At 69.9% G+C, this 22,322-nt stretch carries 15 protein-coding genes and 1 pseudogene; 8 read left to right on the forward strand and 8 right to left on the reverse strand.

The annotated features are described in order from the left end of the window. The first annotated feature begins 634 nt into the window (after nucleotides 1-634). From ACFVJQ_RS25605 to ACFVJQ_RS25615, 3 genes are all read left to right on the forward strand, one after another. Entirely contained in the window at nucleotides 635-2,593 is a 1,959-nt protein-coding gene (locus ACFVJQ_RS25605; RefSeq protein ID WP_385787216.1) for a nitrate- and nitrite sensing domain-containing protein, read from the forward strand. Nucleotides 2,594-2,760: 167 nt separating this feature from the next. Further along, on the forward strand, nucleotides 2,761-3,978 hold the full coding sequence (locus ACFVJQ_RS25610) for an AAA family ATPase (protein ID WP_385787219.1): 1,218 nt from the start codon (nucleotides 2,761-2,763) through the stop codon (nucleotides 3,976-3,978). A 131-nt stretch (nucleotides 3,979-4,109) separates the two neighbouring features. Continuing rightward, complete coding sequence (locus ACFVJQ_RS25615; RefSeq protein ID WP_385511724.1) at nucleotides 4,110-4,682, forward strand: hypothetical protein; 573 nt, start codon at nucleotides 4,110-4,112, stop codon at nucleotides 4,680-4,682. Between the two features lie 94 nt (nucleotides 4,683-4,776). Here ACFVJQ_RS25615 and ACFVJQ_RS25620 read toward each other — a convergent pair whose 3' ends face one another. From ACFVJQ_RS25620 to ACFVJQ_RS25645, 6 genes are all read right to left on the reverse strand, one after another. After that, complete coding sequence (locus ACFVJQ_RS25620; RefSeq protein ID WP_385787222.1) at nucleotides 4,777-5,826, reverse strand: ABC transporter substrate-binding protein; 1,050 nt, start codon at nucleotides 5,824-5,826, stop codon at nucleotides 4,777-4,779. Nucleotides 5,827-5,917: 91 nt separating this feature from the next. Continuing rightward, a complete protein-coding gene (locus tag ACFVJQ_RS25625) occupies nucleotides 5,918-6,748 on the reverse strand; it encodes an ABC transporter ATP-binding protein (RefSeq protein ID WP_385511727.1) in 831 nt (276 codons plus the stop codon). Continuing rightward, nucleotides 6,745-7,806, reverse strand: a complete 1,062-nt coding sequence (locus ACFVJQ_RS25630; protein ID WP_385787225.1) for a FecCD family ABC transporter permease — start codon at nucleotides 7,804-7,806, stop codon at nucleotides 6,745-6,747. Before ACFVJQ_RS25630 ends, ACFVJQ_RS25625 begins: the two co-directional genes overlap by 4 nt. Then, nucleotides 7,803-8,807 carry a FecCD family ABC transporter permease gene (locus ACFVJQ_RS25635; protein ID WP_385787228.1) on the reverse strand — a complete coding sequence of 335 codons (1,005 nt, stop codon included), beginning with the start codon at nucleotides 8,805-8,807 and terminating at the stop codon, nucleotides 7,803-7,805. The genes ACFVJQ_RS25630 and ACFVJQ_RS25635 overlap by 4 nt, the downstream gene beginning before the upstream one ends. Before the next feature lie 264 nt (nucleotides 8,808-9,071). Further along, nucleotides 9,072-12,161 carry an FG-GAP repeat domain-containing protein gene (locus tag ACFVJQ_RS25640; RefSeq protein WP_385511732.1) on the reverse strand — a complete coding sequence of 1,030 codons (3,090 nt, stop codon included), beginning with the start codon at nucleotides 12,159-12,161 and terminating at the stop codon, nucleotides 9,072-9,074. Between the two features lie 324 nt (nucleotides 12,162-12,485). Continuing rightward, nucleotides 12,486-12,857: a hypothetical protein gene (locus ACFVJQ_RS25645; protein WP_385787231.1), complete on the reverse strand. Its 372-nt coding sequence runs from the start codon at nucleotides 12,855-12,857 to the stop codon at nucleotides 12,486-12,488. On the opposite strand from ACFVJQ_RS25645, the pseudogene ACFVJQ_RS25650 reads away from it, so the two are divergent. After that, nucleotides 12,820-13,242, forward strand: a pseudogene (locus ACFVJQ_RS25650) (LuxR C-terminal-related transcriptional regulator); the annotation flags it as partial. The gene ACFVJQ_RS25645 and the pseudogene ACFVJQ_RS25650 sit on opposite strands and share 38 nt — an antisense overlap. A 45-nt stretch (nucleotides 13,243-13,287) precedes the next feature. Here the strand turns inward: ACFVJQ_RS25650 and ACFVJQ_RS25655 are convergent. Next, entirely contained in the window at nucleotides 13,288-14,640 is a 1,353-nt protein-coding gene (locus ACFVJQ_RS25655; protein WP_385787234.1) for a helix-turn-helix domain-containing protein, read from the reverse strand. Nucleotides 14,641-14,868: 228 nt separating this feature from the next. On the opposite strand from ACFVJQ_RS25655, the gene ACFVJQ_RS25660 reads away from it, so the two are divergent. From ACFVJQ_RS25660 to ACFVJQ_RS25675, 4 genes are all read left to right on the forward strand, one after another. Then, nucleotides 14,869-15,603 carry a DUF4232 domain-containing protein gene (locus tag ACFVJQ_RS25660; protein WP_385787237.1) on the forward strand — a complete coding sequence of 245 codons (735 nt, stop codon included), beginning with the start codon at nucleotides 14,869-14,871 and terminating at the stop codon, nucleotides 15,601-15,603. An 851-nt stretch (nucleotides 15,604-16,454) separates the two neighbouring features. Continuing rightward, on the forward strand, nucleotides 16,455-17,807 hold the full coding sequence (locus ACFVJQ_RS25665) for a phosphatase PAP2 family protein (RefSeq protein WP_385511738.1): 1,353 nt from the start codon (nucleotides 16,455-16,457) through the stop codon (nucleotides 17,805-17,807). A gap of 523 nt (nucleotides 17,808-18,330) precedes the next feature. Continuing rightward, complete coding sequence (locus tag ACFVJQ_RS25670) at nucleotides 18,331-18,453, forward strand: zinc-binding dehydrogenase (RefSeq protein ID WP_385787240.1); 123 nt, start codon at nucleotides 18,331-18,333, stop codon at nucleotides 18,451-18,453. A 140-nt stretch (nucleotides 18,454-18,593) separates the two neighbouring features. Further along, nucleotides 18,594-20,144, forward strand: a complete 1,551-nt coding sequence (locus ACFVJQ_RS25675; RefSeq protein ID WP_385787243.1) for an FG-GAP-like repeat-containing protein — start codon at nucleotides 18,594-18,596, stop codon at nucleotides 20,142-20,144. 849 nt (nucleotides 20,145-20,993) lie between these two features. Here ACFVJQ_RS25675 and ACFVJQ_RS25680 read toward each other — a convergent pair. Next, nucleotides 20,994-22,178, reverse strand: a complete 1,185-nt coding sequence (locus ACFVJQ_RS25680; protein WP_385787246.1) for a YncE family protein — start codon at nucleotides 22,176-22,178, stop codon at nucleotides 20,994-20,996. Between the last annotated feature and the right edge of the window lie 144 nt (nucleotides 22,179-22,322).

The raw sequence follows: 22,322 nt of genomic DNA on the forward strand, positions 1-22,322 counted from the left end.
CCAAGCTTTCCTTGAACCGTCGTATGGTGCTGGTCGCGGCTTCCGTGGGGCTGGCCGGTGGCGGCCTGGCGCTGCCGACGACCGCGATGGCCGCATCGGCGGCCCCGCAGCACGGCGTCACCCTGGCCCCCGCGAACGCTCCGGCCGTAGCACCAGCCGTACCGTGCAGTCCCATCGGAGTAACTCCACTCGGCCGAGTCGAGTACGACCGCAGCGTTCCCGGCTGCACAGTCGGGCGCGACCGTCCCAGCGGTACCCTCTCGGGCAATGTGCGACCGGATGCGCTGACCAGGCAGCCAGTTGCCCGGCCGGTGACCGTACAGCCGGGGGCGGTGCCCATGCAGCCACAAGCCCCGCAGCCGGCCCCCCAGCAGGGCTACTTACTGCAGAGCAGCACGGTGTCTGAGAGTCCCGCCCTATAAGTCTGTTGGTGACCTGCTGTGGGTCGCCCAAGCCCGACGAGCCGGCCCCGGTGAGGCGCCAGGTGGCGGTACCGGCCCTGCCTGAAGGTGCCACTGATCCATCGCCGTGACCACTCTCACAGCTGTTGCGTGCGGCGGGTGAGCACCTGTGAATCGATGCCTTACGAGCGGGAAACGAGGCGCCTGCCGGGCCGCCCCTAGTCTCGCGGAGCATGAGGGGGAACCGAATCCGCCGACCTGACCAGTCCGTCCGCATTCCCGGCTGGGGCTCCATCCGCGGCCGTATGGCGATCGTCCTTGCCGTGCCCACCTGTCTGCTCCTCGCCCTGACCGGGCTGGGCGTTGCCGACCGCGCCCACGACTGGTCCGCCGCGCGGGCCACGGAGTCCCAGGTCGGCATCCTGCTGCGGGAGCAGGACCTCGTCCGTGAGCTCCAGCGTGAACGCGGCCTCACCAACGGCCTGTTGAGCGGCGCGGAGCAGTACCGGGACGATGTCCGCAGGCAACGGGCGCGCACCGACAACGCGCGTGCGTCCTTGAGGGCGGCGCTCTCGGAGGAGAGCGGCGATCTGCCCGAGGCCGCGGCCTCCGCCTTACGCCGGGCCCAGCTCCCGCTCGTCGACCTCACCGGAACCCGTACCGCCGTCGACACCGGCACGGCCGACCGCACTGTCACACTCCGCTTCTACACCCGGGCCGTCACCGCCCTGATCGACGCCGAAGGGGCCGGCGTGCCCAACGGCGACCGCCGTATCGCGCAAGGCGTGCAGGCGCTGCAGGCCCTGGCGCGTGCCACGGAGGCCGTGGCCCTCGAACGCGGCTCCCTGAACGGCGTGTTCGCGGCACAGCGGTTCCACTCCGGCGAGTACCTCGACTTCACCGATGTCCGCGCCACGCGGGTCGCCGCCCTCGGCCAGTTCCGCCAACTTGCCGACAGCGCCCAGAAGTCATCCCTCGACCAGGCCTTCGGGACGGCTGCCGCCCGCCGCGTCACCGGGTACGAGGCCAAGGCCGAGGCGGGCGCCGACGGCTCGTCACTCGACGTCGACCCCGCCCGCTGGTGGGCCGACATGACGACGCTCGTCGATGATCTGCACGATGTGCAGAAACAGGTCGGTGACGACGTACGGGCACGAGCGGACCAGGTCGGCGGCGCGGCCACCCGGGAACTCATCGGTTTCCTGGCGCTGGGCGCGCTGATCCTCGCCGTGGCCTGCGCACTCGCGGTGTTCTCGGCCCGCTCCATCACCCGCCCCCTGGGCGCCCTGGCCGACGAGGCCGACGCAGTCGCGGGCACCGGGCTGCCGGACGTGGTCAGGTACATCCAGGAGACCGACCCCGACACCCCGTTGCCCGCGGAGCGCGAGGCGACCGAAGTCCCCGGCACCGCACGGGAGATCAACCGGCTGGCCGCCGCTCTGCGCAATGTCGAGCGCACAGCCGTGGGCCTCGCCGTCGAACAGGCCGTCCTACGCCGCAACAGCACCGAGTCCCTGGCCAGTCTCGGCCGCCGCAACCAGACGCTCCTCCGCCGCCAGCTCGGGCTGATCACCACCCTGGAGAGCCAGGAACTCGACCCGGACGCCCTCGCCGAGCTCTTCGAGCTCGACCATCTGGCGACACGCATGCGCCGCAACGCCGAGTCCCTGCTTGTCCTCGCCGGCGAGGAGCCCCCGGCTCGCCGCTGGCCCAGCGCGGTCACCGTCACCGAGGTGGTGCAGTCGGCCGTCTCCGAGGTCGAGCATTACCAGCGCGTCGCAGTCACCGACATCGAGCAGTGCCGCGTCCGTGGCCACTGTGTCGCCGAACTCTCCCACCTGCTCGCCGAGTTGATCGAGAACGCGCTCATGTTCAGCCCGCCCCAGCAACCCGTCGCGGTGTACGGCTGGCGGGACGGCGGCGAGTACTGCCTCGCCGTGGTCGACCGGGGAATCGGGATGACCGCGCAGCGGATGGCGCAGGCCAACGCCCTGCTGTCCGGCAAGGGCGGCTCCCTGCTCGCTGCGCCCACCCGGTTCCTCGGCCACCACGTTGTCGGTGCGCTCGCGAACCGCCTCGGCGCCCATGTCGAGCTGCGCCCCACGGAGGGCTCGGGCGTCACGGCGTACGTCGCCCTGCCCACCACGCTCGTCCAACAGCCCGACGCCTCGACCACCGCAGCAGCCACGTGAGTGCACACCGGCGGCCTCCAAGTGATCTTGCTCGGCCAAAGGGCCGTTTCTGAGAACAGCTCAACGTAACCGCCATCAACCTCAGTGACTTGTCACTTCGTCATAGCTTCTTCGGGGGAAGGGTCGTCTCGTCAGCCCGACAGGGCGTCACAGACAAGGAGTTGAACATGGACGCGCAGGGCACGGCCGTGAGGCTGCGGGCGATCATCGACGAGCTGTCGGACCGTTTCTACGAGCGGGACGACGTGGTGCGGACGCTGGTGGTGACGCTGCTGGCCGGACAGCACTCGTTGGTGCTCGGCCCGCCCGGGACGGCGAAGTCCGAGATGGCCCGGGAGCTCACGGGCAGGATCGAGGGGGCGTCCTACTGGGAGATCCTCCTGTCGAAGTTCACCGCGCCGACGAGGATGTTCGGTCCCATCGACGTCGCCGCGCTGGCCCGGGGTGAGTACCGCCAGGTGTACGAAGGCCGTGCCACGACCGCGCATGTCGCCTTCATCGACGAGATCTTCAAGTGCTCCACGGCGGCGCTGAACGAGACGCTGGGCTACCTCAACGAGCGGCTCGCCGAGCGGCTGCGCACCGGCCGTCTCGCACAGTGGGCCGAGCTGATCGGTCGCTTCCGGCAGATGGCCGGCGGTGAGCGCGCCTGCAAGGTGGAGAACGCCACCGGGGAGCTGGTCGGCGTCACGCTCGGCAACGACCTCTCCCGCGTCATCCCCTCCGAGCTGGCGGGTCTCGGCCTGCCCGAGCTGCGTGCGGTGTCCGCCGCGCGCTACGCCGCCGGGGAGCTGATGCTCTACGACAGCCAGGGAGAGCAGACCACCGGCCAGGGCGCCATCATCGCGTGCGTCGACACCTCGCACTCCATGTACGAGGCAGGGCCCGGCGGAGTCACCCGGGAGGCGTGGGCCAAGGCGTGCGCCCTGGCGCTGCTGGATCAGGCCCGCCATGCGGGGCGTGACTTCGTCGGCATCCTGTTCTCCGCAGCCGACAAGCTCCAGGTCTTCCGCTTCCCGGCCGGCCGGCCCACCGACATGGCCCGCGTCCTCGACTTCGCGGAGACCTTCCTCGGCGGCGGCACCAGCTACCAGAGGCCGCTGACAGCGGCCGGTGAACTGCTGGAGGAGGAGTTCAACGACGCCGCCCGCGCGCGCGGCGACATCGTGATGCTCACCAACGACGACTGCGGCGTCACCGAGGAATGGATGCGCGGCTGGAACGACGCCAAGCACCGGCTGGGCTTCCGGGTCTTCGGCGTGGCCGTCGGCGCCCCACGCGTCGCCGAAGCCGACTCGGTCCTGGACGCCCTGTGCGACAACCTCCGCTCCATCGAGGACCTCACCGACGTCCACGCCGCCGCCGACCTCTTCCGCGTGATCTGACCCGGCCGCATCCTCTACCGCGTGGGGACTTTGCCGTCAAGAAACGAATATTCGGGACGAGCCCCTCTTCCCGGTGCCAGGCACCCTGAATGTCGAGGCGAGGCCGGTGAAGCGCTATGTGGTGGAGGGTCGTGGGTGTTCTCGCCTCGCTGATGATTTCCGATTTCACGAGGTTAGAAAATCCCATGTCTGATTCGTTGGCGATAGCTTTCCTTTACGTCACACTCGCCTTTCTGGTCGCATTTTTCGTTCTCTGGGTGATCATCGACCAGCGGAAGAAAATCGAGAGCGGGTGGACCGAGTGGTGCCGGACCGCGAAGGCCTTGCCCTGGCGGGACCGGTGGGAGCTGTACCGTGCCACCTTGCGCGGCCGTGCGGTCTCAGATCCCCGGCTGGCGGCGCCGGCCGTGCAACGCGCAGAGCGTTACCACGCATGGACAGACAGCTCGATCCGCCCCAGCACCACGCGATGGTTCGGGCTCGGATTCGCCATGCTTTCTCTGCTGGGGCTGTTTCTGGCTCTGATCGGCGGAGCAGCCAGCTGGTTCGACTACCGATTGGGAGGTGCGCTGGTCGGGGGCGCGCTGGGAGGATTGCTCACTTATCCCTGGTACGCCCTGCTCAGGGAGCAGGCCCGGCGTTGCATCGACGCCAACCGTTACGCGGCAAGCCTCGAAGAGTCCAGCCGCAAAGCGGAGCTGTAGTTCTTGACACACCAGGTCAAGAACTACAGCTGTCGTGTTCTGAACCGGTCCGGCAGCCGGCAGCCGGATGCCGGCTGCCGGTCCGCCCGCGTGCCTACTGGGTGAGGTGCTCCTCCAGGTCGGCGAGGACCTCGTCGGCGGCCATCACACCGAGGCCGAGGTACCAGGTCTCGTCCGGGACGTCGTACGCGTGCCCGGCCTTGACGGCGTCGAGGTTCTTCCACAGCGGGTTGCCCTGCGCCTTGGACCTGTCCGTGGCCTTCGGGTCGCCGTAGACGCCGGTGAAGATGTAGTCGGCGTCGGCCTGGTCGATGTTCTCGGCGCTGATCTCGGCGGCGAGGTCCTCGATGTCCTGGTTCTTCGGGCGGGGGATCTCGAGGTCCTTGAGGATCGTGCCGATGAACGAGGCGTTCGCGTAGAGGCGGATCACGCCGTCGGGAAGGTAACGGACCATCGAGACGGCCGGCTTGTCGGCGCCCAGCTTCGCCTTCAGCGCCGCCACCTTCTCGTCGTATTCAGTGAGCTGCGCCTTGGCCTCGGCGGTCTTGTCCAGGGCGGCCGCGTTGAGGAGGTAGTTCTCCTTCCACGTGAAGCCCGGGCGCAGGGAGAAGACGGTCGGCGCGATCTGCGACAGCTCGTCGTACTTGTCGGCGGCGCGCAGCTGGCTGCCGAGGATCAGGTCGGGCTTGAGCGCGGCGATGGCCTCGAGGTTGAGGTTGTTGATGGTGCCGACGTTCTTCGGGCTGCCCGCCTCCTTCTTCAGGTACGACGGCAGCTCGGGGGAGCCCTCGGTGGGGGCGAGGCCGACCGGCTTGATGCCGAGCGACACCACGTTGTCGAGCTCGCCGACGTCCAGGACGACGACGCGCTTGGGCTGGGCCTTGATCTCGGTCTCGCCCATGGCGTGCTCGACGGTCCGCGGCCATTCACCCGCCTTGGCGTCGGTGCCCATCGCCGCGGTCTGCTCCGCCGCCTTCGAGAAGTCCTCGCCGCCCTGGGCGACCGCCTTCTTGTCGCCGGCACCGGCGGAACCGCCCGCGGACGACTCCTCGCCGCTTCCGGAGGAACCGCCGCAGGCCGTCAGCGAGAGCGCGGCGGCGAGGGCGAGGGCTGCGGCGGCGGTACCGCGGCGGCTGGCAGACATGGGAAGGCTCCCGTCGTACGAATGAAACTTAGGCGAGCCTTACTTTATGAGAAGTCTGTGCATCCGGAACATCCGGAGCATGTGGCTCCGATCACGTTCCCGGTACGGCCTGTTCGGGCACGGCCGGATGCGTCGAACGCGGCGGCCCCGGCACCACCAGCGGATCGCCCGTCACCGGATCCGGTACGACGACCGACGCGAGTCCGAAGACCTCCTCGACCAGCTCGGCGGTGACGACGTCGGCCGGCGCGCCCTGCGCCACGATCCGGCCCGCTTTCATGGCGACGATGCGGTCGGCGTAGCGGGCCGCCTGGTTCAGGTCGTGCAGCACGGCGACCACGGTCCGGCCCCGCTCCCGGTTCAACTGGCGCACCAGGTCCAGGACTTCCACCTGGTGGGCGATGTCGAGATAGGTCGTCGGCTCGTCGAGCAGCAGGACGTCGGTGTCCTGGGCGAGGGCCATCGCGATCCACACGCGCTGACGCTGACCGCCCGACAGCTCGTCGACCGGCCGCTCCGCGAGCTCGGCGGTCCCGGTGCGCTCCATCGCCTCGGCGACGGCCGTCTCGTCCGCCTCCGACCACTGCTGCCACCACTTCTGGTGGGGCTGCCGGCCGCGCGAGACCAGGTCGGCGACGGTGATGCCCTCCGGCGGCACGGGCGTCTGCGGCAGCAGGCCGACGGCCCGGGCGATCCGCCGGGTCGGGATGCGGGACAGCTCGGTACCGTCGAGCAGCACCGCGCCGCGCTTCGGCTTGAGCAGTCGGCCCAGGGCGCGCAACAGGGTGGACTTTCCGCAGGCGTTGGGCCCGACGATGACGGTGACCTTCCCGTCCGGGACCTGAAGGTCCAGGCTGTCCACGACCGTACGGTCCTCGTAGGCGAGGGTGAGCCCCTGGGCGGTGAGACGGTTGCCGGTCACGCGGTTCCTCCGGAACGGCTGCTGCGGGAGCTGACGATCAGCCACATCAGATACGGGGCGCCCACCAGGGCGGTGAACACGCCGACCGGCAACTCGGTCGGCGAGAAGAGGCTGCGGGCCAGCAGGTCGGCGACGGTCACGATCAGCGCACCCATGAGCGCCGAGCACAGCAGCGGGATGTGCGGGGTGCGGGTGAGCCGGCGGGCGATCTGCGGGGCGAGCAGCGCCACGAAGTCCACCGGTCCGGCGGCGCCGGTCGCCACGGATGCCAGCACCACACCGAGCGCGCCGAGTCCGAGCCGGTCCCGGTCGAGCCGGGTGCCGAGGGCGGTGGCGGTGCCGTCGTCGAGGCCCGCGCCGCGCTGGGCGCGGGCCGCCCACAGCAGGAACGGTACGAGCAGCAGGAGGACGGTCGCGAGTGGTGCGGCCTGGTCGTAGCCGCGGCCGTTGAGGGAGCCGGTGAGCCAGACCTTGGCCTGCTGGGCGACCAGGTAGTCGCCCTTGGTCACGAACAGCCGGGTCAGGGAGCCGAGGGCCACCGAGATGCCGATGCCGACGAGCACGAACCGGGCGGCGTTCAGCCCGCGCCGCCAGGCGAGCAGATAGACGAGCAGCGCCGCCGCGAGACCGCCGGCGACGGAGACGTAGGGGAGTACGGCGTACGAGGTGACGCCGAACGTCATCGCCGCGACCGTCGCCGCGCCCGCCCCGTGCGTCACGCCGATGACGTCGGGGCTGGCCAGCGGATTGCGGGCGACGGTCTGGATCAGCGCGCCGGAGACCCCGAACGCCGCGCCCACCAGCAGCCCGGTCACCAGACGCGGCAACCTGAGCGTGCCGACGACCAGTTGGTCGGGGCTGGGCAGACCCAGCAGCACGCGGACGACCTCGCCCGGCGCGACGAACGACTCTCCGACGCACAGGGAAGCGACGACGGTGGCCGCGAGCAGCGCGGTGAGGACGACGGCGACGAGGAGGCTCCTGCGGTGGAGCAGGAAGCTGCTCTTCCCGGCGCGCAGGACGGCATGCCCCGGAGGACGGAGGGTGGCCTGGGTCATGCCGCCACCACCTTCCTCCGCCGTACCAGCACCACCAGGAACGGCACCCCGGCCAACGCGGTCATCACGGCCACCGGCACCTCCGAGGGCCGCACGACGACCCGCCCGAGGACGTCCGCGAGGAGCAGCATCACCGGCCCCAGCACGGCGGCCATGGGCAGCAGCCAGCGGTGCCCGGGGCCGACGAGCGCCCGGGCGATGTGCGGGACGGCGAGGCCGGTGAAGGCGATCGGTCCGGCCGCGGCGACCGCGACCCCGGTCAGCACGGTCGCGCCCACGGCCCCGGTCGCCCGCAGCAGCGCCACGTTGCGGCCCAGCCCCCGCGCGATGTCCTCGCCGAGCGCGAGCGCGTCCAGCCCGCGGGCCATGGCCAGCACCAGCAGCAGCCCCGCGACCAGGAAGGGCCAGGTCTGCCCGACGATCGAGGCGTCCCGGCCGGCGATCGAGCCGACGTCCCAGAACCGGAACTCGTCCAGGGCACGGGCGTCGGTGGTGAGGATGCCGGTGACGACGGAGGCCAGGAAGGCGTTCATCGCGGCGCCCGCGAGCGCGAGCTTGACCGGCGAGGCGCCCCCGCGTCCGCCGCTGGCGACGACGTAGATGCACACCGCGGCGACGGCCGCGCCCGCGAAGGCGTACCAGACGTATCCGTTCAGCGTGTGCACCCCGAAGAAGGTGATGGCACAGACGACGCCGAGCGAGGCGCCCTGGCTGATGCCGAGGATGCCGGGCTCGGCGATGGGGTTGCGGGTGATGCCCTGCAGGACCGTTCCGGCAATGCCGAGGGCGACCCCGACCAGCACACCGACGACCGTCCGCGGCACCCGCAGCGCCCGTACGACCTGGGCGTCGTCGCTCGTGCCGCCGTACAGCAGCGCGTCCCAGACCGCTGTGGGGGCGATCGCGCGGCTGCCGACCGCGAGGCTCAGCACCACGGCCAGCAGCAAGAGAAGAAGGGCGACGGCCATCCAGCCGACACGTCGGCTCGCGACTCCTGACATGCGCCCTTCCCGTATCCACTGTCCATTAGCTAAGGATTGCCTAAGCGTACGTGGTGAGGAGAGCGCGTCCTCGGCCGACTGCTGGTGGGACCCACGACACCGGGGCGCACCGCTCCTGCGGATGGTGCGCGGCGACGGCGGCGATGCCTGTGCACGCACCGAGCGGGTGAAGCGCCTCGCGCAGCGCGCCGACATCACGCGGGAAGCGTGAAGGCGCCCGGTGACATCAAGTCTCCGGGCGCCTTTGGAGGATCAACTCACCGTCTACGAAAGGAACTTGTAGCCGCTCCAGCCGCTCGCGATCTGCGTCCGCGGACCGAACGAGCCCTTTCCGTCCCCGCTGTTGCGCCACACGTTGCCGCTGGTGTCGCGGGAGACCAGGTCCGGCCTGCCGTCGTCCGTGATGTCGCCGACCCCGACGACCACGTTGTACGAGCCGCCCCAGTTGGACAGCACCTTGACGCGGGCCGCGAACGTGCCGTCGCCCTTGCCGTTGTAGCGGTAGAGGTTGTCGGACGTGTCCTGGGCCAGGAGGTCCGCCTTGCCGTCGCCGGTGAAGTCGCCGGTGCCGACGATCTTCTTGTAGCCCTTCCAGTTGTCGTAGAGCTTGACGCGGGAGGCGAGCTTGCCGTCGCTCGTGCCCTTGTAGAGGTAGACCGCTCCGGTGGACGAGTTCCTCGCGATCAGGTCCGGGCGGCCGTCGCCGCTCACGTCGCCGGGCGACGTCAGGGCGTCGTACTGCGTCCAGCCGCTGGTCGCGAGGGTCGTGTACGACGTCGACGGCTTGACCGCCGCCCCGCAGCCCGGCTTGTACAGCCGCAGTGCGCCGCTGCTGTAGCGCACGAGGACGTCGTTGCAGCGGTCGCCGCTCAGGTCGCCGAAGGGGACGGCCTTGATCGTCGTCGCCCAGCCGCTGCCCGTGTTCTTGTCGCCGAACTTGCCCGTGCCGGTGCCGCTGTGGAAGGTCAGGCCGCCGGAGGAGTTGAGGGTGAGGAGGTCGCCGCGGCCGTCGACGCCGTCGGGGCTGACGTGGTCGTGGCGGACCGCGGAGCCACGGGTCAGGAAGCCGTCGCCGGACGTCACCGTGACCGGGGTGGTGGTGCCCAGGCCCGTGGCTTTGAGGGTCCACTTGAACGCGCCGTTGGGGAAGTAGGTCCCGCTCGCCGTCTTGCCGTTCCAGCTCACGCCCACCCGTTCCGGGGCAGCGCCGCCGGTGAAGGTGCGGGTGGCCTTGCCGGTCGCGCCGCTCTGGACGGAGGTGAAGGTGAGCGACCAGGAGGTGACCGGGCGGGACAGCACCCAGTTGCCCTGGAAGAGGGTCGCCGGGTCCACATAGCTCGTGGCCGACGACTTGAAGGCCGTCACCGCGGACGGCGTGATGCCGGTGGTGGTGACCCGGGTGCGCTCGTAGTCGTCGAACCAGGCGACCAGGCCGGTGTACTCGTCGACCGTCCAGCGGTAACGGCGGTCCGCGGTCAGGCCCTTGTCGGGCAGGCCGGAGGCAATCACCCAGGTGGTGCCGGTGGCCGCCTCGGTGAGGACCAGTGTTCCCGCGGTGTGGTCGTGGCGGACGGTGAAGCCGTCGCCGAGCAGCACATCACCGGGGGTGACCGCCGTCGACGTACCGGCCTTGGTGTCGTACACGCCCGCCGAGTCCGTCCCGCAGGCCCAGTACACCCAGCGGCCCGCCGCCTGGAGTTCGCTCGGCACGCAGGCCAGGCCCGGGACGGTCACCGTGGCGAGCGTCTTCGCCAGCGGGATGCTGTACGAGGTGAGCGTGCCGGCGGTGGTGGTGGCGCTCCAGAGGGTGGGGCCGTTCAGGGCGGCGGCACGCACGGACCGCTTCAGCTTCTGGCCCTGGCCGAACTCGCCGACGTACTGCGCCGGTGTCGTACCGCCCGAGTTGTAGACGGCGTAGTCGTCGCCGGCGTCGACGATCGTGCCGCCCTGGGTGCCGAACTCCAGCTCGTGGCCGCCGACGGCGACGATCCGGTCCCAGTACCGCTCGGTGCCGTCGTTGGACTTGGTGAGGTAGGCGTCCTGGCCGTCGAGGTTCCCCCACATCGTCGAGCAGGTGGTGCCCTCGTACGGGCAGACGGGGGAGTACACCGAGCCGCTGTCGGTGGCGTCGGACGCGCTCAGCTCGGTTGAACCGTTCGTGGTGAGGGTGCGCAGGGAGGTCGCGGTGGTGCCGGCTTCGGCGACGCGCAGGCGGCCACGGCTGAGTGCGAGGCCCGTCTTGGCGTTCTCCACCGCCGGGGACTGGTACACCTTCTCCAGCTTCAGCGTGCCGTCCTCGGCCTGGCTCACCCGCTGCACCCACCAGTCGGTGGCGCCGGTGCCGCCGGTGACCAGCGCGGTGCCGTCACCGGCCGCCAGGGTGTACTCACCGGCGCTCGTCAGCAGGGTCTGCTGCACGGACGGGTCGTCGACGTCGACCGCGAGCAGCTTCGAGCCCGGCGAGCTGGAGGACAGCGGCAGCAGCAGCCAGTCGCCGATCAGGACCGGAGGGCCGTCGAGCGTGCCCGGGTGCGAGGGCAGGGTGACGACCTGCTCGGCGGCGGTGAGGTCGGTGCGGGACTTCAGGTGCAGTTCGGCGAGGCCGTCGTCGTACCAGCCGATGCGGTCCGCGCTCATCACGTACCTCGGGCTGTTGTCGGCGCCCGTGAAGACCTTGGTGCTCACGGCCGACGCGATGTCGATGTAGTGGAGCGAGCCGAAGGTGCTGTTCTCCACGAACACACCGGAGGAGTCCGCCGCGAGGACGTTGCCGGCCTGCGGGTTCGCCGTGTCCCCGGTCACCCTGCGGACGCGCCACGCGCCGTCGACCTTGTCGATCAGGGAGTAGGTGGTGACGATCGTGTTCCCGACCAGTGCCGCGTAGTAGCCGTGGGTGCTGCTCCAGCTCACCTTCTTGGAGGTGGCCGTCGCCGGGTCCCACAGGGTGGCGAACTCGTCGGACGTGGAGGTCGGCAGAGCGACCAGGTCGCTGTCCGTGCCGTACCAGGCGGTGTAGCAGTCCCAGCCGATGTACTTGCAGTTCGAGACCGGGGTGTAGACGCCGTCGGCGTTCTCGACCGTCACCGTCCTGCCGGTGGCGTGGTCGGTCCACAGCAGCCCGGTGCGGCCGGTCTGCCAGTGCAGGAAGCCGCTGTCGCCGTCGACGTACGGACGGTCGGTACGTGGTGTGGTGGAGCTGGGGTCGACCAGCGTGATCGCGGTGGTGCCGGCTTCGGCCGCTTCCGCGGAGCCGCCGCCCTCCGACAGGACGACGACGGACGCGGCCGCGACGGCGACCGCGAGCGAGGAGACGGCGGCGGCCGGCCCGCCCCGTCTCAGGGCGTGTCTGCCCACGTGAGGTTCCCTCCCCTACGAGGGCCCGTGCCCTCGCACAAGTGGCCGGATCTTATCAGCGGGGTGGTGGCGGCAAGGGGGTGTTCGTGCAGGTGAAAGGGGGTGGGCAGGCTTTGGCCCCCGGTCTGGGGCGAACGGGCCCTCGGCGTGGGTGACGGACAGCGCCGGATTCAGCCAGCGGGTGAGGATCGAACCGTCGAGGCTTGTCAGCGTTGGTCTACGTTGAGCACCCTTTCACCGCCCACGCTCATGGTCTTCCTTTCACGGGTGCTCCGCAGCAGTGCGCGGGAGGGCGAGTCCGCCGCGTGCTGACGGTGGCGTACATCACTCCGGGCGTGCCGCGCTGCCGGGCCGGGGGGTGCGTGACGCGCCGTCGCCCCGGGTGGCGTCGGGGGCGCTCCAGCTGGCAAGGAGGGCGAGGGCCTGTGCGGAGGCGGAGCCGGGTTCGGCGGTGTACACGCACACGGTCTGGCCCGGGTCGGACGGCAGGGCGAGAGTCTCGTGGTGCAGGGTGAGTTCGCCGACCACCGGGTGGTGGAAGCGCTGCGTACCGTGGGCGCACAGGGCCACTCGGTGGCTGTCCCACCAGGCGCTGAACTCCGGCACCTTGACGACGGCTTCGCCGATCAGTTCGTTGAGCCGGGCGTCGTCGGGGTGGCGCCCCACCCTGCCGGTCCTGGTACTCAGCCAGTACATCGAGCAGTCCTATGCCGCCCACCTGCTCGACCTGGGCAGCGACACCGGAGTCGGCTACCTCCTCAAGGACCGCGTCAGCGCCGTCAGCGAGTTCGTCGACGCGATCGCCCAGGTCGCCGCGGGCGCGACGGTCGTGGATCCCGAGGTGGTCCGCCAACTCCTCAACCGCCGCCGCGATCCCCTGCAACGCCTCACCCCCCGAGAGCGCGAGGTCCTCGCCCTGATGGCCGAGGGGCGCACCAACGCCGCCATCGCCCGCGAGCTGTACGTCACCGAGGCAGCGGTCAACAAGCACGTCAGCAACATCCTTCAGAAACTCGAGCTCCACCTCGACGGCCACGGACACCGCCGCGTCCTCGCCGTCCTCACCTACCTCCGCGGATGACCGGCGGACAGCTGCCGCATGAAGTCCCCTCTGCCTGCCGGGCGTTCAGCCGGGAATGTCGGGGGTGTACTCGTTCCGCCCCCACTCGGAGGAACCGAGCGGGTAGTTGTAGGCGGGCCGTCCCGCGTTTCCGCTCGTCCGGAAGGGCTTGCCGTTGTCGTCGACGCGTACGGTGCCCCGCTGGTCACCGCTGGACCAGTCCAGCTCCAGGTACCAGCTCACGTTGTGCGCCCGTGCGTCCGCGAAGATGTAGAAGACCTCGGGATCGGACTCACTCACCTTGTACGGGAAGTCGCGCTGACCGGCCTTGGGGGAGAGCGCGGGCCGCCCGGCATCGAGGTCCACACCGAATGCCGTCGTCTCCACGCCGCCACCGCACCCGACGCCCATCTCGAAGTCGTTCCAGGCGAGCGGCGCGCTCTTCTCCACCACCCGCACATGCAGTTCCTCCAGAACGACGGTGGCCTTCCCGGTGCCCTGCACGGTCAGCGCGAGCATCTGCTGGCCGCCGGCGACCCCGCCGAGCGCGCTGACCCACCCGCGCGCGTCCGGCTCACTCGGCGGCGGAGGCACCTGCTCGGGCTGCCGGTCGACCAGGTAGTGCTGGCTGCACGGGTCTTCCCACTTGTACGGATTGACGGCGACGCTGGGCGCGGTGGCCCCGTTCTCGGAACCGCCGCCCTGGGCCGCCCCGGCCCCACTGCTCCGGGAGGCGGAGGCGGGTGCCGTGGGAGTGCCGCTGCGTGAGGTGGACGGCGAGGCCGACCTGCCCTTCGCACCGGCCGACTCGGAGGCGCCGGGGCTGTCGTCGACGGAGCCGACGGAGCCGACAGATTGGGAGGCAGCCCCCATGGACTGCTTCCCGCTCCGGTCGTCATCCCCCTCGCCGGGCACAAGATTCACCGCGAGCGCGGCCGACACGAGGACGGCGGCCACGGCCGCCCCGCCGAGAACGACGGTACGCCGCCGCGCCACAGGAGCCTGCGCCAAGGGCCGCCGCTCACCCTCGGGACCTGCCTCGGCCGTCGTTGCTTCGGTCCCCGACGTCTCGGTCCCGGCCTCCACTGCCCTGGCCCCGGCCTCCGCTGCGCCGGTCCCGGCCTCCGTCGCTGTCCGCGCCCGCGGTTCCTCCTCCGCAGGGGCCCCGCCCGCCTTCTGCCTCCGCCGGGCATCCGCGAGCACCCACCGCCGATGCAGCTCCACCAGTTCCTCGGGCGTCGCCTTGCACACCCGCGCGAACCGCTCCACGGGCGCGTAGTCCGTCGGTACGGCGTCCCCGTTGACGTACCGGTGAAGCGTGGACGCACTCGTGTGCAGCCGCTTCCCGAGCACCCCGTAACTGAGCCCGGACCGCTCCTTCAACCGGCCCAACAGCTCCGAGAACTCGTCCCCCGCCACCGTTCCTCCCTCTCCCCACGTCCCGGACCCCCATTCCAGGGGGAGGTCATTCCCCCAGGTCAGAGCCATCGCAAGCGTTCCAGCGTCCCGGATACCCCGGCAGCCGTGGCGGCCGGGACGGATCACCGCACAAGCTTGGGCCATCCAAGCACGCCGTTCCCGGCACGCCGTTTCGGGCACCCGGTCGAGCGGCCCATGCCAACACCCGTACCGCACAAGGGGGATCGCATGTCCACACGCACCCACCGCACCCGCATGCTCGTCGCCGCCGCGCTCACGGCCGCCACGCTGACGTTGACGGCATGCAACAGTGGAAAGGGCGTTCAGGACGAGGGGGCATCGGCAGGATCGGCGCCCATGGCCTCCACCACGCCCTCGCCCAAGGCGAGCGGGGGAACCTCCACCGGGACGGGTCAGACCGACTCGGCGGGCTCGACCTCCGAAGGCTCGACTGGCGGCGCGGCCGGTTCGAGCAGCACAACGGGATCCACGGGCTCGTCGGGTTCCACGGGCTCGTCGGGCTCGTCGGGCTCCAAGGACTCGGAGCCCACCAGGACCCCCTGCTCCCCCGCCTCCACCCGGACGACCGCCACGGAGATCTCCCGCCCCCTGAACCACCTTCTCCTCACCATCACCAACACCGGCTCGAAGAACTGCAACCTCACCGGCTATCCGGCGGCCCGATTCGGCGAGGCCCAATCCGTCCCGCCGGCCTTCGAGGACTCCAAGCCGCAGGCGGTGGTCACGCTGGCCCCTGGCGAGTCGGGCTATGCGAGCGTCCTTCTCTCGGCCGCCGACGGCAGTGGCTCAGGTGGCTACACGGCCAAGTCCCTCGCGGTCTACTTCGACAAGAGCGCGAGCGTCGCCGCCCACCCGTCACTCCCCGCGAAGGGCGTGTACGTCGACGACTCGATCCGCGTCTCGTACTGGCAGTCGACCATGGCCGACGCCCTGGACTACTGATCACAGCGGACAACAAGAAGGCCCGGGTCGGATGACCTGGGCCTTGGTCGTGGAGCGGGTGACGAGAATCGAACTCGCGCTCTCAGCCTGGGAAGCGGCGGCGCTTGCGCGCCCACATGGCTATTGACCTGCGTAGATTCGCTGTGCTTCGCTCGGCGTGAGGCCTGGTGGCACCGCTGTTGACTGTGGTTGTCCGCCCTGAAGGGCACACCAAGGGCACGGGTGGCGTGCAGGGGCGGATCAAGGGGGCATGAGGTGTCTCGGGGCGTTGGGAGACTCATCGGATTCGCGGGCGAAGCGACCGCATCGCACATGCGCACACCTCGACCGGTCCTGCCCCGGCAGTGGGCGCCACGAGGTCGATGCTCCTTATAGGACGGCCTTGTACTCCCTGTAGGTAAGGCCTTGCACTCCCTGCCTCTGCCGGCCCGTAGCGATCTTCGTACGTCCGCCGAACGAACCCCCTGACGTCACCGCTGTTGCGAGGCGGGTTTCCACGGACGTAGCCCGCGACGATGCCCGTACTGCCGCTCGCCGGTGACGTTGCCGGCGTCGTCTCCGGCGGCCTGCCGGACACGGCATCGCAGCATGCCGGGTGCGCGATGAATTGACGTGACGGCTGCCTCAGTGGCCCGTGGGCGACCAACAGGGCGAAGAACAGCATCAGTCGGGCTGTCACCCGGCAGAGCGGGCTGTGCGGATACGCCGACGGAACCCGGACCGTGATCTTTCCGTCTAGCGGTGACGGGCGAACCAGCCCTGCCACGACCAACATCGAGCAAAGCAGTCAAAAATTGAGATACATACCACCGCAGGACTTTCCACGAATAAACCGGAGAACCGCGTTCTCCGTGTGGCGCCAACCACGGGCGAGACTCTGGGCCGTAGCGGGTGTCGTGGCCCTCGGATTCCTCATTGCGCTGGAATTCGCCGCGCGTCGCTACGGCCTGCCAGGGCCGATCGCCAACCAGGTACGAGAGGTGATATTCGCCCCCAAGTCGGGCGGTCTGTTGTACGCCGCTATGGCGTTGATGATGGTGGTACTCACCTGGCGGCAACGATTCATCGCGGTGGCTGCGGCGATCGGCATCGATATCGCGTTCCTGGCGGTCCGGTGGGCGGTCGACTACAAGGTGACCGACGGCCACCCCTTCGGCAATGGCGCGTTGTGGGTGATGCTTGGCTGTGCGGTTATCGCTGTCACTCGCCGCACCGGCCGGGAACGTGTCCTGCTGCTGAAGGGCGTCGGGCTGGGCCTGCTGCTGGTGGCCGGCCGCAAGACAGGCGACACCTGGCTGCTCATCACCTCGAAGACCCGCCCAGCGGTGCTCGACCAGTACGTGGCAACCGCCGATCATGCGCTGGGCAACCCGTCGTGGCTGGTAGGCCGGATCGTCACGGCCACCGGCCCCATCGGCTTCAATTTTCTCGACACCGTCTACGGCCAGCTCGCGGTGGCCGCGGTCATAGCCGCGCTCTACCAACTGCGTAACGTGGCGGTCGAGCGCCGCTTCCCGCGCCACCACCTGGTGCGCACCTTTCTGGTGATAGGCCTCCTCGGGCCAGCCTTCTACATGATCTACCCGGTGGTCGGACCGGTCTTCGCCTACGGCACCGGCACCGATCACTGGGCGCCGGTCAGCCTGTGGGCGGAGGAAATTCCTTCCAGCGCGCGCTGGGCGGTGGCCAACCTGTGGCCGCAAACGCCGCCGCCGATCAATACGCCGCACCACATGCCGTTCGACGAGATCACCCCAAGGAACTGCATGCCCAGTCTGCACACGGCGTGGGCAACCGCGATCTTCATCCATTCCCGCAAGGGCCCACGGATTCTGCGCTACGCAGGCACGTTCTGGCTGATCGCCACGCTCACCGCAACGCTGGGATTCGGCTACCACTACGGCGCGGATCTCATAGCCGGCGTGGTCTTCACGCTCACGATCGAGGCAGCTCTGCGCTCACACGACCGCGGCTGGGATCGTTCCGGCATCCGACTGGTCGCTTACGGCGCAACGGTCTTCGCTGCGCTCTTGGTGTCCTACCGCCATCTACCGTTGGAGATGGCCAAGCATCCCTGGGTGTCCGGACCGCTTCTCATACTGGCGATGACCTCAGTGATCTACGGCTACATACAGACCACCGCCCTGTGGGAGCCGAGCCCCGCCCCAGCCCGGCAACCGGAGCCCCAACCCGAACTGATCTGAATCGCTGCTGCATCAGGTTGTCGGCTGGGCACTGCCCGAGCGAGACCGGGGCGAAGGGGGGCGATGGACTGCTCTGCGTCGGTGAGAAGGGTGCGGCCCCCGGCGCGCATCTCCTTCGGCCGGAAGCGGTCGCGCGCGAGGCACCACATGGACGCCCCCACGCACCAGCGCGCCAGGAACCCGCCGACAGAGACAAAACCCCCGGACCGTTGACCCGGGGGTTTCACATGGAGCGGGTAACGAGAACCGAACTCGCGCTCTCAGCTTGGGAATGCGATGGCGCTTGTGGAGTTGGACAGCTTCTGACCTGGGGGTATGCGCCCTGGCACGGCGCCCGGAAGCGCAGGATCGCACCCCTGTTGGCCGTGGTTGACCGGTCTTACGGGCACGCTATGGGCACGCCGTCTGATCGGAGTCACGACTGCCTCAGCTTTGCGGTGCGCTCCTCCGGGCCCCCAGCTGGGCATCACCTTCGTCGCCCCCGACGGCCGGTTCGGGCCACAGCTCGCCGACCACGCCCGCCATGCTGCCGACGGGCCGGCTGCGCGTCCGTATCGACCAGAGCTACCCGCTCGCCGACGCTGCCAAGGCCCAGGAACTCAGCGAATCCGGCCACCCGCGCGGCAAGCTGCTCCTGCGCCCATAACAGGCGGCCGGGCCGTAGAGTGCGCCAAGGCCCCGAACGTCAACTACGGGTACGGGCCGGTCACCGGCACCCTGGACGAGCAGCACACCGCGGTCTGCGCGGCGCTGCCCACCGCGTACGACGACCGCTTCGACTTCGTGGTGAGCGACACCGCGGGTGGCACCCAGACGGCCGTCCCCGCGCTGTACGACGCGAGCCTGGACAACACCTGCACGCTGTACATCCCGACCGGCTACAAGTGCTCCGTGAAGGAGCCGTACACGACGGACGTCACCCCGAGCATCCTGGTCATCGGGCTGCCGGAAAAGGCCTCGCAGACCGCCTACAAGGCGGAACTCGTCTGTACGTCCTCGCTCTGCGGCACCGAGCAGATCACCGTCGGCACGGTCACCCCGACCAGCGGCGTCAGCGGCACCAAGCCCACGGTGACCGTTACGGGCAGCGCCCTGCACGAGGACGACAAGGTACGGATCAGCCAGTCCGGCAAGACGGTCGAGTCCACCACCACCTCGGTGGCGGCCGACCGGAAGTCCCTGACGGCCGTTCTGGACCTGACCGGACTCGCCCCGGGCGACTGGAGTCTCAGCGTCATCACCCACAACGGCTGGGAACACCCGCGCGGCACCTTCACCGTCACCCCGGCCCCGCTGGAGAACACCGCCGCCCCGACCGTCACCGGCATCGCCCGGGTCGGCTCCAAGCTCACCGCCAAGCCCGGATCCTGGACGCCGACTCCGGACTCGTACACCTACCAGTGGAAGGCCGACGGCAAGGCGATCTCGGGGGCCACCGCCTCCACGTACCTGGTGCCCGCCTCGCTGCGCGGCAAGAAGCTGACCGTGGCCGTCACCGCCCGCAAGAGCGGCCGGCAGAGCACGACGGCCGAGTCCTCCGCACGCGTCATCGCGGCGGCGCCCAGGGACCACGCGGGCGCCGGTTCGGTGCCGGACGGCGTCGGGGATCTGCTGACGCTGAACTCCAGCGGCTCGCTCACCTTCCAGCATGGTTCCGGTACGGGGGCCTTCTCGGGCAAGAGCAGCGGCTCGGGCTGGTCGACATCCGTCAAGGCGGTGCCGTTCGGGGACGTGAACGGCGACCGGTGCAACGACGTGCTGGTGCGGATGGCCGACGGCTCCCTGCGGGCGTACCGGCCGGGCTGCGGGAAGGCGGTCACGCCGTCGACGCCGTACGTGTCGCTGGGCACGGGCTGGAACCAGTACAACGTGCTGACCTCGCCGGGGGACATCACCGGTGACGGGCGGGCGGACCTGATCACCCGTAACTCCTCCACCGGCACGGTGTATCTGCACAAGGGCACCAGCGACGGGAAGCTGGCGGCGCGGGTGAAGTTGTACGACAACTGGAAGGGCTACAAGAAGATCATGGGCGTCGACGACCTGAACGGCGACGGCCACGGCGACCTGCTCGCCCAGGACTCCTCGAACGAGCTGTGGCGCTACAACGGCATGGGGACGGGGAAGTTCACGGCCCGGGTGAAGGTGTTCGACAACTGGGGTGCGGCGTACAACGTCGTCGTCGGCGTCGGGGACATCACCCGTGACGGGAAGGCGGACCTCGTGTCCCGGGACACCTCCGGCAACCTGTGGCGCAACAGCGGCAACGGCAGGGGCTCGTTCTCCGGCCGGGTGAAGATCGCCACCGGATGGCAGGGCTACAAGGCACTCTTCTGATCTGACGTCGTGAGAGTACGAGGGAGGCCCCGACCGCGACAGGTCGGGCCTCCCTCGTACTCGGAGACGGAGACGGAGACGGAAGACCAGCAGCGACGCCTCCTGGTCGTTGCGGGGACTGGCGCTCTCCCGGTGGTGCGCCACCTGCCCCACCAGTCTGGACAACAAGCGACCCCCAGGTGACTGACCTGGGGTTTCATTCTGGAGCGGGTGACGAGAATCGAACTCGCGCTCTCAGCTTGGGAAGCGACGGCGCTTGGGCGGTTTCTATGGCGCTGACCTGCGCGGATGCCCCCCCTCGGGGCGGCCGTGCGGGTCGGATCGCCCGCTGTGGACCGTGGTTGTCCCCCCTTACGGGCACGCTGTGGGCACGGGGAGGCGGTGAGGGCTGCCGGGCCGCCCGTGCGGCTCACCCTGCGTCCAGGGTGCTTGATGCCCGTGTTGGTCCTCGATGTGCCGTTGCGGCCGCACATGGCTGTTGTGACGTCGGCGCCGGTCAGGACTGCGTGCGCTGCTGCTGTTCGGCCTGCGTGTCCGGGCGGCCGGCGGCTGGGGTGCGGTCATGTCGAGCAGGAGCATGGCGTGCTCGGGAGCGCCGTCGCGAGTGCACGGGTCGATCCCGGGAGCCTGATGAGTGCTGTCCCCGCCGAACTCAACAGCCGCCCACGCGAGAACGCTCGGCTGGGAAACCCCAGCCGAGCGCCTGTCTGAGCTGCTCGCGGCTTGACCGACTCACCACGTGCTGCAACGACCCCTTGAGTACATCAGCCGCGTCAGCCGGTACGGCCCCTTGCGTCGGATGCAGCCTGCAGGGTCCGAGCCGAGCCTGTGACGCAAAGTGGAAGGGCCTCAGTCCGAGGTGATGTTGACCGTGACCGAGCCATAGGCGTAGGCGTGCCGCGCGTCGCCGTAGTACTGAACGGTGTACTGGACATCGCCCTTGGCCTTCGGCTGGTCGGTGTAGTTGAACGTGCCGTCCGCGGCGACGGTCGCGGAGCCGATCAGCGTGCCCTCACCCGCCATGGGGTCGTCGATCCGCCAGATGTCGACGGTGCTTCCAGCGCCGAAGCCCACGGGCGCTTCGAGCTTTCCGGTGAGGGTGAGGTTCTGGTTCCGGGGTGACGAGGCGGGTGCTTGCACGGTGACGGTGGTGGCGACCTGCGGGTGATTCAGGACCTGCAGTGTCAGGGACGAAGAGCCGCTGGTCTCGGTGACTGCGAAGATCCGGCTGCCGTCCGGAGCCCAGGCCAGACCGCCGGACGCGAGGGTGGTGTCGGCGTAATCGGAGGGCTCCGGGAAATCCCAGGCCGTGTAGGCCGTGGGGTTGCCCTGCGCGAACAGGTGCACGTCGGGCCAGGATGGCCCGTAGACGCCCGCCGCTATCGTGCCGTCGGGGGCGATGGCCACCGCGGTGGGGGACCAACTGGTGGTGTAGATGCCGTCGTCCGCCAGGTCGGCTGTGCGCAACACCTGGTGGTAATGGGCCGCGGCGCAGGCGACGACGACCTGCCGGCCGTCCGGTGTCAGGGCGACGTCCTGCAGGCTCTCGCATCCGTCCGGCCCTGGATCGACGCGCTTCGCCTGGGTGTCGGCCTGACCGGTACTCACGTCGTACACCGCCACGGCGGCTGCGTTGCCGTCGGACTCGGCTGCCACGAGAGTGTTCGGATCCTGCGGCGTGGCGGCCAGGCGGGGCGAGCCGCGGAACGTGTCGAGGCCCTGGCCCCGGGTGACGACCGGCTGCGCGCCGCTCAGGTCCAGAGAGCCGAGAGCGCCCCTCCAGGTGTCGAGGCTGTAGCCGAACCAGATCCTGCCTCCGGCCAGCGCGAGGGAGGTCGGACCGGCATAGGCACCCGCGCCGGTGCCGGTGTCGTACCGGGCGGTCTCCTGCAGGGTGACGGTGTCGATCGCGGCGATCGCGCCGGCGTCGCGGAGCGCCACGTACAGCGTCCTGGAGTCGCTGGACAGCGCGAATCCCCAGGCGCCGTCCGCACCGCTGATCTGCTTTACGACCTGGCCCGTGTAGTCCGTCACCAGAACGCTGTCACCGAACGGGTCACTGAGAAAGACCTGCTGATGAGCTGCGTCGACGGCTATGTCCCGATACGAGCTGATCGGCAGTGAGCTACTGGTGTCCGCGGCGGCCGCGGTCGTTCCGAGGCCGAGGAACGAGAGGCT

The organism is Streptomyces sp. NPDC127197 (assembly GCF_042672405.1).
GTDB lineage: Bacteria > Actinomycetota > Actinomycetes > Streptomycetales > Streptomycetaceae > Streptomyces > Streptomyces flavusporus.

Bases quoted from the DNA above. Each gene is read 5' to 3' on its own strand.
- ACFVJQ_RS25605 (WP_385787216.1), top strand. From the start codon at position 635: ATGAGGGGGAACCGAATCCGCCGACCTGACCAGTCCGTCCGCATTCCC.
- ACFVJQ_RS25610 (WP_385787219.1), top strand. From the start codon at position 2,761: ATGGACGCGCAGGGCACGGCCGTGAGGCTGCGGGCGATCATCGACGAG.
- ACFVJQ_RS25620 (WP_385787222.1), bottom strand. From the start codon at position 5,826: ATGTCTGCCAGCCGCCGCGGTACCGCCGCCGCAGCCCTCGCCCTCGCC.
- ACFVJQ_RS25630 (WP_385787225.1), bottom strand. From the start codon at position 7,806: ATGACCCAGGCCACCCTCCGTCCTCCGGGGCATGCCGTCCTGCGCGCC.
- ACFVJQ_RS25635 (WP_385787228.1), bottom strand. From the start codon at position 8,807: ATGTCAGGAGTCGCGAGCCGACGTGTCGGCTGGATGGCCGTCGCCCTT.
- ACFVJQ_RS25645 (WP_385787231.1), bottom strand. From the start codon at position 12,857: ATGTACTGGCTGAGTACCAGGACCGGCAGGGTGGGGCGCCACCCCGAC.
- ACFVJQ_RS25660 (WP_385787237.1), top strand. From the start codon at position 14,869: ATGTCCACACGCACCCACCGCACCCGCATGCTCGTCGCCGCCGCGCTC.
- ACFVJQ_RS25670 (WP_385787240.1), top strand. From the start codon at position 18,331: ATGCTGCCGACGGGCCGGCTGCGCGTCCGTATCGACCAGAGCTACCCG.